This window comes from Burkholderia sp. FERM BP-3421, assembly GCF_028657905.1.
GTDB lineage: Bacteria > Pseudomonadota > Gammaproteobacteria > Burkholderiales > Burkholderiaceae > Burkholderia.
Genome location: NZ_CP117782.1, coordinates 2,244,537 through 2,255,798 on the forward strand (window position 1 = coordinate 2,244,537; position 11,262 = coordinate 2,255,798).

13 protein-coding genes are annotated in these 11,262 nt (G+C 65.0%); 11 read left to right on the plus strand and 2 right to left on the minus strand.

Annotated features, from left to right (window positions below; all coding sequences use genetic code 11):
* Positions 1 to 601: 601 nt before the first annotated feature.
* The 7 genes from Bsp3421_RS26120 to tkt all read left to right on the plus strand — a co-directional run bounded on the left by Bsp3421_RS26120 (position 602) and on the right by tkt (position 7,925).
* Positions 602 to 1,891: a cation:proton antiporter gene (locus Bsp3421_RS26120; protein ID WP_273998826.1), complete on the plus strand. Its 1,290-nt coding sequence runs from the start codon at positions 602 to 604 to the stop codon at positions 1,889 to 1,891.
* Between the two features lie 149 nt (positions 1,892 to 2,040).
* The gene (locus tag Bsp3421_RS26125; protein ID WP_273998827.1) at positions 2,041 to 3,321 is read left to right on the plus strand and encodes an Nramp family divalent metal transporter; all 1,281 of its coding nucleotides are present in this window, start codon (positions 2,041 to 2,043) and stop codon (positions 3,319 to 3,321) included.
* A gap of 324 nt (positions 3,322 to 3,645) precedes the next feature.
* The gene (locus Bsp3421_RS26130) at positions 3,646 to 4,455 is read left to right on the plus strand and encodes a PRC-barrel domain-containing protein (RefSeq protein WP_274004361.1); all 810 of its coding nucleotides are present in this window, start codon (positions 3,646 to 3,648) and stop codon (positions 4,453 to 4,455) included.
* An 89-nt stretch (positions 4,456 to 4,544) separates the two neighbouring features.
* Positions 4,545 to 4,796, plus strand: a complete 252-nt coding sequence (locus Bsp3421_RS26135) for a hypothetical protein (protein ID WP_273995019.1) — start codon at positions 4,545 to 4,547, stop codon at positions 4,794 to 4,796.
* Between the two features lie 82 nt (positions 4,797 to 4,878).
* A complete protein-coding gene (locus Bsp3421_RS26140) occupies positions 4,879 to 5,016 on the plus strand; it encodes a hypothetical protein (protein ID WP_273995017.1) in 138 nt (45 codons plus the stop codon).
* A 157-nt stretch (positions 5,017 to 5,173) separates the two neighbouring features.
* Complete coding sequence (locus Bsp3421_RS26145; protein ID WP_273998828.1) at positions 5,174 to 5,761, plus strand: BPSL1445 family SYLF domain-containing lipoprotein; 588 nt, start codon at positions 5,174 to 5,176, stop codon at positions 5,759 to 5,761.
* A gap of 85 nt (positions 5,762 to 5,846) precedes the next feature.
* Positions 5,847 to 7,925 carry a transketolase gene (tkt, locus tag Bsp3421_RS26150; RefSeq protein ID WP_273998829.1) on the plus strand — a complete coding sequence of 693 codons (2,079 nt, stop codon included), beginning with the start codon at positions 5,847 to 5,849 and terminating at the stop codon, positions 7,923 to 7,925.
* 105 nt (positions 7,926 to 8,030) lie between these two features.
* On the opposite strand, the gene Bsp3421_RS26155 is transcribed toward tkt, so the two are convergent.
* Together Bsp3421_RS26155 and Bsp3421_RS26160 are read right to left on the minus strand one after the other, a co-directional pair.
* Entirely contained in the window at positions 8,031 to 8,180 is a 150-nt protein-coding gene (locus Bsp3421_RS26155; protein ID WP_443111530.1) for a CsbD family protein, read from the minus strand.
* Positions 8,181 to 8,364: 184 nt separating this feature from the next.
* On the minus strand, positions 8,365 to 8,523 hold the full coding sequence (locus Bsp3421_RS26160) for a DUF3309 family protein (protein WP_273998831.1): 159 nt from the start codon (positions 8,521 to 8,523) through the stop codon (positions 8,365 to 8,367).
* Between the two features lie 494 nt (positions 8,524 to 9,017).
* Between Bsp3421_RS26160 and Bsp3421_RS26165 the strand changes: the two genes are divergently transcribed.
* The 4 genes from Bsp3421_RS26165 (at position 9,018) to Bsp3421_RS26180 (ending at position 11,195) form a co-directional block, all read left to right on the plus strand.
* Positions 9,018 to 9,737, plus strand: a complete 720-nt coding sequence (locus Bsp3421_RS26165; RefSeq protein ID WP_273998832.1) for a Crp/Fnr family transcriptional regulator — start codon at positions 9,018 to 9,020, stop codon at positions 9,735 to 9,737.
* 189 nt (positions 9,738 to 9,926) lie between these two features.
* Positions 9,927 to 10,274 (plus strand): hypothetical protein, encoded by a 348-nt coding sequence (locus tag Bsp3421_RS26170; protein WP_273998834.1) that lies wholly within the window; start codon positions 9,927 to 9,929, stop codon positions 10,272 to 10,274.
* A gap of 366 nt (positions 10,275 to 10,640) precedes the next feature.
* The gene (locus tag Bsp3421_RS26175; RefSeq protein ID WP_273998835.1) at positions 10,641 to 10,841 is read left to right on the plus strand and encodes a hypothetical protein; all 201 of its coding nucleotides are present in this window, start codon (positions 10,641 to 10,643) and stop codon (positions 10,839 to 10,841) included.
* A gap of 81 nt (positions 10,842 to 10,922) precedes the next feature.
* Positions 10,923 to 11,195, plus strand: a complete 273-nt coding sequence (locus Bsp3421_RS26180) for a hypothetical protein (RefSeq protein WP_273998836.1) — start codon at positions 10,923 to 10,925, stop codon at positions 11,193 to 11,195.
* Positions 11,196 to 11,262: the final 67 nt, after the last annotated feature.

Below are 11,262 nucleotides of genomic sequence, written 5' to 3' on the forward strand. Positions count from 1 at the left end.
ATTCTCTACTCCCGAGCCCGCCGCGCGTCCGGGCGAAACGCGTTCCGGCATCGTTCGGCACGCCGGGCCCGCTCAATGTGCGGCCCGCTTGCTCATTCGACACTCGGGGTTGAGGATGATGGCGATGATGCGGACGAGATGCGCACGCGCCGAGGAAATCAGGCCGTCACATTCCAGAATCCATTCCAGTCGAATTCGCCAGAGCGCGGCATATGGCGTGATACGGGTAATGAGCCGCTCGAGAGCATCGTTCTCGCTCGATGTCCGAATGGGTCCTGGAAGCACTCCGTATGTCACGAGAGTCGCTAGGCAGCTTATGACGAAGCGCCGCACCGCTCTGCCCAGTACCGTACATTGAGCCGCATCTCCCCATCCGCCTCGGTCGCATGCGCGCGTAGCCGCGATGCATCGACCGGGCGCGGCCCTTGATCCGCCTTTGTCCGCCATCGGACAGACATCGGGCCGGCTCTCTGCAAACGTGATCCTGCGGGCACATCACCATCCGGCCACGCACGCGCGCGGACCACTGCCGCGTGTTGCATTTCGCAAAGAAAGCACGCGAAGCACGGCGAGTCCGCAGTCATCCAGCAGGGTACTCAACGTGGCCGAAACGATCGGATGCCTCATCTTTGGCGCTTTGCTCATTTTCATGGGGCTCATCGGCTCGTCGCTCAAGCGTCTGCCGTTGAGCGCGGCCATGGTTTATCTTGGGATCGGCTTTCTGATCGGGCCGTCCGGTATCGGCTTCCTGTCGATGACACTACCGGACGACGTCACGCATTTGCGCATCGCCGCCGAAATCGGCCTGCTGATCTCGCTGTTCGCCATTGGCCTGAGACTACGCGTCCCGCTCGTCGATCGGCGCTGGATGGTGCCGATTCGGTTGGGCTTTGTCGCGATGATCCTCACCGTCGCGTCGATCGCCGTTCTTGGCGTGGTCGCGCTCCATCTGAGTCCCGGCGTCGCGTTGCTGCTGGGCGCGATAATCGCGCCGACAGATCCCGTGCTGGCTCACGATGTCGGCGTGCGCGATGCCGGCGACGTCGAGGTCGTGCGTTTTTCGCTCTCCGCCGAAGGCGGAATCAACGACGGCACCGCTTATCCATGCGCGGCGCTCGGCCTGCTCCTGTGCCAAATCGGCGCGACATCGAACCTGCACTGGAGCATCGTCGTCGGCATCGCGTGGAGCATTGTCGCGGGCGTGACGACCGGCGGACTGATCGGCTCCGCGACTGCCCGGCTCGTCGCGTTCCTGCGCAGCCGTCACGGGCAGGCGCTCGGCCTCGAAGGCTTCTTCGCGCTCGGCGTGATCGCGCTGTCATACGGCGCGGCGCTCGCCATTCAAGGCTACGGGTTTCTGGCCGTGTTCGCCGCGGGCGTCGCGATGCGACGCGTCGAGCATCGATCGAGCGGCCAGAAGACGTCGAAGGCGACGCTCGGCATCGTGGACAGCGAGGATGTCGAAGCCACTTCCACCGATCCCGACAAAGCCCACGCGTTCGTCGCGGAATCAGTGATGGGATTCACGATCGAACTGGAGCACATTGCAGAGGCCGTGCTGATCCTTCTGATCGGCGCCCTCGTCTCGCGGTATTGGGCCGACATGCTGACGTGGATCTGTACAGCCGTTGTCGCCACGCTGCTGTTCGTCATCCGGCCGGCCGCCAGCCGAGTAGCGTTGATCGGCTCGCGCGCATCGCACCGCCAGCGCCGCTTGATCGGTTGGTTCGGCATTCGGGGCGTGGGATCCCTGTATTACCTGATGCTGGCCCTCGAACAAGGGCCGCACGCGGAGCTGCTGCCGCTGGTTCCCTGGGTGCTGGCGATCATCGCGCTGTCGATCGTGCTGCACGGCATCTCGGCCACGCCGCTGATGCGGCGCTACGCGTGAGCGACGCGGCGGATGTCTCTTTCATGACCGGCAAGCCGTCCCGCGCCGCACTGTTCACCAGAGGATCGACTTGCAATCATCGCGTCGCTATCGTGCTTCGAAGGACGGGCGCGTGCCCGTGAGCCGATCCTTCTTCCCGGGGAACCGCCATGAAAAAGCACCCTATTGCACTGTCGAAAAACCAGTCTCTGTGGGAGAGTCTCGGGCCGGGCCTGATTACCGGCGCAGCCGACGATGATCCGAGCGGCATCGCAACCTATTCCCAGGTCGGCGCGGCGTTCGGATACGGAATGCTGTGGACGTCCATCGTCACATTCCCGCTGATGATCGGCATCCAGATGGTCAGCGCGCACATCGGTCGCGTCACCGGCGACGGGATAGCGGCCAACATCCGGAAACACTATCCGCCCTGGCTGCTGTATGGGCTCGTCGCATTGCTGCTGGTCGCGAACACGATCAACATCGCCGCCGACATCGGCGCGATGGGCGCGGCGTTGAAGCTGCTGATCGGCGGTCCCGCGCACTGGTATGCGATCGCCTTCGGGTCGACCTCGCTGATACTGCAGGTATTCGTGCCGTTTCCCCGCTACGCCCCGATTCTGAAAGCGCTGACGCTCGCGCTCTTTGCCTATGTCGCAACGGCGTTCATCGTCAAGATCCCCTGGGAACACGTTCTGTATGAGACGCTCGTTCCGTCCGTCACGCTCGACGTTCATTACGCGATCGGCGTCGTCGCCGTATTCGGCACCACCATCAGCCCCTACCTGTTCTTCTGGCAAGCCTCGCAGGAAGTCGAAGAGCAGCGCGCGACGCCCGGGGAAGAGCCGCTTCGGCGCGCGCCGGAACAGGCGCGTCGCAGCTTGCGGCGCATCAGGATCGATACGTACGTCGGGATGGCGTTCTCCAATCTGATCGCCTTCTTCATCATCCTGACTGCGGCTACGACCCTGCACATCCACGGGATGACGCAAATCCAGACCTCATCCGACGCAGCGCAGGCGCTTCGCCCCCTGGCCGGAGAGTTCGCGTTCCTGCTGTTTTCCGCGGGCATCGTCGGGTGCGGGTTGCTCGCCGTTCCGGTTCTCGCGGGATCGGCCGCCTATGCCGTCGCCGAGGCGCTGCACTGGCGCATCGGACTCGGCCGTACGCTGCTGAAGGCGCGCGGCTTCTACATGATCCTCGCGATCGCGATCGTGTTGGGCGTCGCGCTCAATTTCACCTCGATCGATCCGATTCGCGCACTTTTCTGGAGCGCGGTCATCAACGGGGTCATCGCCGGTCCGGTGATGGTGGTGATCCTGCTGATGGCCTCCAGACGCGACGTCATGGGCGAGTTCGTGATCGCGCGCTGGCTAAGCGCCGTCGGCTGGCTCGCCACCGCGATAATGTTGATCGCCGTCGTCGTCATGATCGCGACATGGGGCATGTAGGCGACCCGCCGGCATGCTGCCGGGACGCGCGTTGCTTGCGTGGAGCCATGTCAGTGCAGATCGTCGGACTGCGCCGCGGTCGCCGGATCCCGCCGATCCGGCGCGCACTCTGTACGGTTTCGTACCGCATCGACGGTCCGTCGCCTGTACCGTATCAAGCATGCCGGACATCCGTGACGACACGACGCCAGACTGCACGCCGTTTGCCTGAACGAGACCGGTACGGCCCGCTCCGCATCGGCGGACACACGACTGGACGCCGCCGCACGGTACGTGGTTCAGCTGAATCAGCGATATGCCGCGCATCGATCAGAAGAGAACGTCATGCTACGAAGTTTCAAGGAATTGCAAGGCGGCGCGGTTCGCACGAAAGACGGCGATCTCGGACACCTCAACCAGGCCTACTTCGACGTCGACGATTGGTGCATCCGCTACCTCGTCGTCAAAACGGGCGACCGGTCGCACGACAGGCAGGTCCTGATTTCTCCCTATTCCATCAAGCGCAACGGCGCTGGATCCAGCACGCTGCATATCGACCTGACGCGGCAGCAGGTGAAAGACAGCCCCGGTACAGACACGCGCCAGCCGGTATCCCGTCTTCACGAGATCGAATCCCGGCATTACTACGGCCACCCGGCTTACTGGGATGGGCCCAATCTGTGGGGAGCGGGCGCCTACCCGGATTTCGATCCGGCCGGACCGTCGCAGGATCCCGAAACCGGCCACTCGCGCCCCACCCGCACGACACGGGCCGACGCGCTGACGGATACGCGCCTGCGCAGCACCGACGAGATCCGGGGCTATCGGCTCGAGGCCCCCGCCGGGCGCGTCGGCCGCGTATCCGATTTCATCTACGACAATGAAACATGGGTGATCCGCTATCTGGCGATCGACACGGGCAACCGGTGGCTGTCGAGCAAGACGGTGCTGATCGCCACTGACTGGCTCGACGAGGTGGACGGAAGCACGGAGACGGTGTCGACCGCGCTGACCCGCGACACGATCCGGCGGAGCCCGAAATACGATGACTCGCAAACCGTCTATCGAAGCGATGAAATCGCGCTGCATCTTTTCTACGGCAAGCAAGGCTATTGGTCGAACGGCGAACCGTCCAGAGCCCACGACACCCTCTGACGCCCGTGTGTCGCACTGCCCGGTCCCATGCGATCGTCACGCGGCCCAGCCGCCCGACACGTTCAGCCGGCCCTTGGAGGAGAAATTCCATGTCCACGTTCATGCCCGTCATCTCGGCCAGGCAGTTCATCGAGCTGGTCAATCAACGCCTGTCCTCGCATCACGTATTCAAATCCGGCATGCGTGTGTTTCTCGTGAGGCCTGCGTCTACGAACGACGATGTGACCGAGTTCGATTTTTTGCCGAGAACGCGTCGCGCGAGCGGCGTGGTCGTCTACATCGTCGACCAGGTGAAATCCCAATTCCTGGTCGAGCCCGACCTGAGGTTGACCGGCACCTGACCGACGACTGCAATCGGGCGCGCGATCTCGCCTTCCGCGCCGAAATCATGACCTGCGCGGTCCGCGCGCGAAAGGAACAGAGATGAAACACCGAATGCTGTTGCGACTGCTGGTCGCGTTGTCGCTGATCGCCAGCTTGGGCGCATGCTTGCTCGTCCCCGTCGGTGGAGACGACCATCACCACGACAACGGGTATCACGACGATCGCGGCCGCTATTAGCACGCCCATCCGCCCGCCCGCGAGTGGCCTTCGATGAGCCGGCGGGTGACACGCACGCGACGTATCGACGCCGCCACGCGATCTGTACGGTTTCGTACCGCCTAGCGCATCGCATGGGCGTAGCGTTGGAACTCCATCGAAGCCCCAGGAGGGCGTCATGCAGAGACGGACATTCCTATGGAGCACGTCCGGGGCCGTGCTCGCCCTCGGTCTCGGAACAGCCGGATGCACGACCACGACGACGTCCGACAGCCAGAACGGCCAGGCCGGCAAGCGTCACTCGATCGACGCCGGCGTCGATTCGACCTTGACACGCCTGTATGGCACGGCCAACGGCTCGCGCGAACTCGTTCACCGGGCGCGCGGCGTGCTGACGTTCCCGTCCGTCGTCGACGCCGGATTCATCGTCGGCGGTCAATATGGCGAGGGATCGCTGCGCGTCGACGGGAGGACCACCGGTTACTACAGCACGGTCACCGGCTCCATCGGCTTCCAGGCCGGCATGCAATCGCGGGCCATCGTGTTCCTGTTCATGACGGAGGAATCGCTCGCGCGCTTTCGCAGCGTAGACGGCTGGTCGGCAGGCGGAGATGCGTCGGTGGCGGTGCTGAAGGTCGGCGCGAACGGCGATATCGATACGAGCAGCGCAAGCAACCAGGTCGATGCGTTCGTATTGACCAACAGCGGGCTGATGGCCGGCGTATCGCTGCAGGGAACCAAGGTCACGCGACTCAAATCCCTCTAACCTCGGCGAGGCGGCTGCGCGGAGCGTTTTGCGCATGGCGCTTCGCCCCGGCGCAAGGTCCGACAGAACGCCACGGAGGCCCCGCATGACATCGAGCGATTTTGCATCGACCGCAGATCCGGTACTCGACGCGCTCTGCGTCGATACTTTGCGCTTTTTATCGATCGACGCCGTACAGAAAGCGGACAGCGGCCATCCCGGTCTGCCCCTGGGTGCAGCGCCAATGGCCTACGTGCTGTGGATGCGCCATCTCAGGCATCATCCGGCCAATCCGTCCTGGTTCGACCGGGACCGCTTCGTCCTGTCGGCGGGCCACGGCTCGGCGCTGCTGTACAGCCTGTTGCACCTGACCGGCTACGACCTGCCGCTGGATCAGATCGAACGATTCCGCCAGTCGGGCAGCCTCACGCCCGGTCATCCCGAGCGGGGCCTCACGCCGGGCGTCGAGATGACCACCGGCCCGCTGGGCCAGGGCTTCGCGAGCGCCGTCGGCATGGCCGTCGCGGAAGCGCAGCTGGCCGCGCGCTACAACCGGCCCGGCTTCGATATCGTGGATCACTGCACCTACGCGCTCGTCAGCGACGGCGACCTGATGGAAGGCGTCGCCGCGGAAGCGGCATCGCTCGCCGGCCATCTCCGGCTCGGCAAGTTCATCTGCCTGTATGACGACAACCGCGTCACGCTGTCCGCCGGCACCGCGATCACCTTTACGGAGGATCGCGCCCGACGGTTCGACGCCTACGGCTGGCATACCGAGACCGTCGGCGACGGTAACGACCTGAACGCCATCGACGCGGCGCTGGCCCGTGCGCGCGCTGACGCGGCGCGCCCGTCGTTGATTCTCGTCCGCACGCATCTCGGCTACGGTTCGCCCAACCGGCAGGATACGTTCCAGGCGCACGGCTCGCCGCTCGGCGACGCCGAGACGCTGCTGACCAAGCACAACCTCGGCTGGCCATCCGAGCCCGCGTTTCATGTTCCTGAATTGGCGCTCGCGCATTTTCGCCGCGCGCTGCCGGAGGGGCTCGCGCGCGAGCGCCGCTGGAACGCCCGCTTCGCGGCCTATGCGAGCGCGTTCCCTGAACTGGCCGACGCGCTGCTGGACATGGTGCGCGGCACGCTGCCCGATGGCTGGCACCGCGACATCCCGGTCTTCGCGGCCGACCCGGTGGGCGTCTCGACGCGGGTTGCGTCGGGCAAGGTGCTGAATGCCATCGTGCCGCGCATGCCGTCGCTGACGGGCGGTTCGGCCGATCTCGATCCGTCCACCTTCACCGCGCTGAACGGGCTCGGTGATTTCGAGGCGTCGGGCGCCGATGCGCTCGATCGGCAAGGCTCCAGCGGCGGCGGCTGGCACCGCGCCGGTCGCAATCTGCATTTCGGCGTGCGCGAGCACGCGATGGGCGCCATCCTGAACGGTCTCGCCGCGCACGGCGCCTTCCTGCCGTTCGGCGCAACCTTCTTGATCTTTTCCGACTACATGCGCCCGCCGATGCGGCTCGCTGCCCTGATGCACCTGCAGGTCGTCTACGTCTTCACGCACGACAGCCTCGCGGTCGGCGAGGACGGCGCGACGCACCAGCCGGTCGAACAGCTGGCCGGGCTGCGTGCGATCCCGGGACTGCTGGTGATCCGCCCGGCCGACGCGAACGAGACGGCCGTGGCGTGGCGCGTCGCGCTGGAAGCCCGCGAACGGCCGACCGCGCTGATCCTGACGCGCCAGAACGTGCCGGTCATCGATCGACTCCGGTTCGCGCCGGCCGAAGGCCTGCGGCGGGGCGGCTATGTCGTGGCCGACGCGCCCGACGGCCATCCGCCCGTGCTGATCCTGATCGCGACAGGCTCGGAAGTCTCGCTCGCGCTGGCGGCGCACGCCGAACTGCTGACCCGCGGTCTGGCGGTTCGCGTCGTATCGCTACCCTGCTGGAGATTGTTCGATGCGCAGCCGCGCCCATACCGTGACGCCGTGCTGCCGCCCGCGGTCGGCGCACGGCTGGCGATCGAGGCCGGCGTGTCGCAAGGCTGGCACCGCTATATCGGCGATCGTGGCGACATGCTCGGCGTCGAGTATTTCGGCGCGTCGGCGCCGGGCGCCGAACTGATGAACGACTATGGCTTCACGGTCGTGAACGTCTGCGAGCGCGCGCTGAAGCTGCTGGAGTGAATCCGGAACAGCCTGCGCCTCACCCGCCCATCGCAGGGGCCGCCGCACGGTCGATGACGAAATCGCGGCGCCCCGCCCGTCATCAGGATTTCTTGAGCGCGGCCTTCACGTTGCCCGGATTCCTGCGCGCTTCGCCCGCCGCTTGCTGGGTGACGCCCTTGACCTCCGCTTCGTGTTGCCCCTCACCCTGCCGACAGCTTCGTTCACCTCGCCTTTGACGTTCTCGACGGTTCCCTTGATCTGATCCTTGTTCATTCGCCTTCTCCTATTCATGGAACGTTCAGACGGGTGGAACCCCGCCGTCGCGGGAACCGATCCGCAATCGATCTCGCTGCCCGATGCGTGCGCGGCTCGAACGGTTCGATACGGTGTCACGCCCGGCACGAGCGTGCCGGCGCGACGTCTTGCGGTGAACCGTCAGGGACGACGGCATCCTGCGTCACCGCCTTCCGAGCAACATCAGGACGAGCACCACGATCAATACGAAGCCCAACAACCCGCTCGGGCGATACCCCCAGCCGGTGCCGTAGCGCCAAGTCGGGATCGCCCCGACCATCAACAGCACGACCACGATCAACAGCAGAAGTCCCAGTGGCATGTCATTTCGCCCCGATCGATACGGCATGGCATGCGCCGATGCGCCCGCACCGGGAGCCGCCGATCGATGTCATCGAACCAGGACGTCCGTCGATGCGTGCGTTGCCTGCCATGCCGGGATCGGCGATGCCGCGTCTCGCCTACCGCGAACGGATCCCCCTCGGTTTCTCCACACGGGCTTCGGGCCCGATGCACCGGGTTCGGAACGTGCATCGTCTCTTTGAAATGAAAGTAAGCGGATGTATACGCGGAGTCTGTCCAACAGCGAACCAATGCCGATGAGCCGCTTGTGAAGGCGCACGGCAACACTATAATTTTTGGAGGAGGTTTCGCATCCAGCCAGCGCCTGACTCATCAGAAAAAGGGACATGCCGCGGTTACCGTACCGTCGCCCCCCGGCGGTGAAATAGGATGAGCGATCCGGCCCGATCCCCGCTGCGTCCGCGTCAGCCGTATCCTCCCTCGCGCCGGGCCCAATCACCTCATGAGCGACGCATGCCGAACCATTTGCCCGTCACCGAGAATCATCTGCTTGCCGCGCTGCCGGAAAACGAGCTTGCGCGGATCGCCGCGCATCTGGCGCTCGTCGAGATGCCGCTCGGAAAAGTGCTGTATGAGTCGGGGGGCCAACTCCATCACGTCTTTTTCCCGACCACGTCGATCGTCTCACTGCTCTACGTGATGGAGAACGGCTCGTCCGCGGAAATCGCGATCGTCGGCCACGAAGGGATAATCGGCGTATCGCTGTTCATGGGCGGCGAAACGACCCCGAGCCGCGCCGTCGTGCAAAGCGCGGGGCAGGCGTATCGGCTCGACGCGAGCGCCCTGAAGGACGAATTCCGACGCGGCGACGCGATGCAGCGTCTGTTGTTACGCTACACCCAGGCGCTCATCACGCAAATGGCCCAGACCGCCGTTTGCAACCGGCATCACTCGATCGATCAGCAGCTGTGCCGCTGGCTGCTGCTCAGCCTCGACCGGCTCCCCTCGAACAAGCTGCGCATGACGCAGGAACTGATCGCGAACATGCTGGGCGTGCGCAGGTCGGGCGTGACGGAAGCCGCGCTGAAGCTGCAGGACGCGGGCCTCATCCGCTACAACTACGGACACATCGAAGTGCTGGACCGGCTGGGCCTCGAAAATCGCGTATGCGAATGCTATAACGTGGTCAAGCGCGAATTCGACCGCCTGCTTCCCGATCTGAAGCGACTCTAGAATCAGTCCACTCCCCCCGCTTCGAACCCGTACGTCAGCGTACCGACCTGTACTCGCCCGCCGCGCATGCTTGCGCCAACGACGTGGATAGCCACGCGCGAAACATCGACCGGATGTTGATACGCCGGTCCGTACCGCTTCCCGTCACGATCCCGGCAAGGCTTTGTCCATGCTCAAGGTGAAACGCCCATGCTCCAGAAAGCCAGCTATCTCGTCAGCATTTTCATCGGCGCGCCGACCGAGCAGCACGCCAGAATCCGCGACATCGCTTCCCAGGCCTCCGGCGGCGAATACGCATTCGTCCATCTTCACCAGATGGGCGCATTCGTTGTGCTCAACACGAGCCGCACCGCCCGCCAGTTGTCGCAGGCCTTTTCGGCTGCGATGGCGCCGGACGACCGTCTCCTGATATGCGAATTGGGCCAGGACTGCATGGCGGAACGCCTGAGCAAGGCGTCGACCTGGCTGTCGGCCAATCTAGTCACGCGCCCCCAGACAGTGGCCACGAGACACGGCAATCCGTTTCCCGACCTGTAAGCGCCGTCCGATACGACGCGCGGCCTCGACGTCGGATCGTACGCCATGCATGGGACGCCGGGCGCGCGCCCGCGATGAAGATCGACAGGAACATCGGCACGGCAGGCGGATCCGGGGAATCCGTCTGGCAGGTAGTTCAAATCCGTGCATCCGACCTGACGCGCTTCATTCGGCGAAGGTTCGGGCGCGATGAGAGAACGGCCCTGCGCCGCACACGCACGGCGCGGCCAACGGCTCGGCATGACCGGCGCCCGCACTGCGCGGCATCGTACCGACTTTCTCTCTGCGCCGGGCCATGCTGAGTCGTCGTGCATGCGAATCTGCCACCACCGCGCGCACGAACCCCGAACTCATGGGAGCCGGCACATGAACACCCCCAAGCACAAGGTCAACGCCAGACAACAGCGCCACAGGTACGAGCAGGACAGCGCGACGGACGACGGCATGCCCGCTGCCCCCGACAAGCCGGCGCACGCGCCTCCGAGCGATCAAGAACGGCTTCGGATAACGAAGCAACGGATCACCGAATCGAGAAAGCGCTGGGGCATGGCGTACCCGCCGGACTGATCACGCCGCGCATCCGGTCCGCGACCTCGCCGCCGCCGGATCCCCGGACATCGACGACCGTTATCCCATCAGGAGCACATCATGACCATCCCCACGCTCGAGTATCACGGACACGAGCTCCGCGCGTACTCGCAAAAGCGATTCCCGCCATTCGGCGATCCTCACGCACCGGGCCCGCCACGTTTCGGCTCGATCGTGCGAATCGACATGATTCCGCCCACTTCCGCGACCGCGCCGCGTTACGTCACCCTCTTCCAGGACGGCGAGCCTCAGACGGCCGCGCTCGCCCTCGATCTGGCCATGCAGTTCGGCAAGGACATCGTCGACGGAAAAATCGCGCCGACGGCAATCTGATCCGTCCATCACGGCGGCTTCGACGCGACGGGCGGCTAACCTGTCATCCGCCGGGGAAACCATGACG

Bases quoted from the DNA above. Each gene is read 5' to 3' on its own strand.
- Bsp3421_RS26125 (WP_273998827.1), top strand. From the start codon at position 2,041: ATGAAAAAGCACCCTATTGCACTGTCGAAAAACCAGTCTCTGTGGGAG.
- Bsp3421_RS26130 (WP_274004361.1), top strand. From the start codon at position 3,646: ATGCTACGAAGTTTCAAGGAATTGCAAGGCGGCGCGGTTCGCACGAAA.
- Bsp3421_RS26135 (WP_273995019.1), top strand. From the start codon at position 4,545: ATGTCCACGTTCATGCCCGTCATCTCGGCCAGGCAGTTCATCGAGCTG.
- Bsp3421_RS26140 (WP_273995017.1), top strand. From the start codon at position 4,879: ATGAAACACCGAATGCTGTTGCGACTGCTGGTCGCGTTGTCGCTGATC.
- Bsp3421_RS26145 (WP_273998828.1), top strand. From the start codon at position 5,174: ATGCAGAGACGGACATTCCTATGGAGCACGTCCGGGGCCGTGCTCGCC.
- tkt (WP_273998829.1), top strand. From the start codon at position 5,847: ATGACATCGAGCGATTTTGCATCGACCGCAGATCCGGTACTCGACGCG.
- Bsp3421_RS26155 (WP_443111530.1), bottom strand. From the start codon at position 8,180: ATGAACAAGGATCAGATCAAGGGAACCGTCGAGAACGTCAAAGGCGAG.
- Bsp3421_RS26160 (WP_273998831.1), bottom strand. From the start codon at position 8,523: ATGCCACTGGGACTTCTGCTGTTGATCGTGGTCGTGCTGTTGATGGTC.
- Bsp3421_RS26165 (WP_273998832.1), top strand. From the start codon at position 9,018: ATGCCGAACCATTTGCCCGTCACCGAGAATCATCTGCTTGCCGCGCTG.
- Bsp3421_RS26170 (WP_273998834.1), top strand. From the start codon at position 9,927: ATGCTCCAGAAAGCCAGCTATCTCGTCAGCATTTTCATCGGCGCGCCG.
- Bsp3421_RS26175 (WP_273998835.1), top strand. From the start codon at position 10,641: ATGAACACCCCCAAGCACAAGGTCAACGCCAGACAACAGCGCCACAGG.
- Bsp3421_RS26180 (WP_273998836.1), top strand. From the start codon at position 10,923: ATGACCATCCCCACGCTCGAGTATCACGGACACGAGCTCCGCGCGTAC.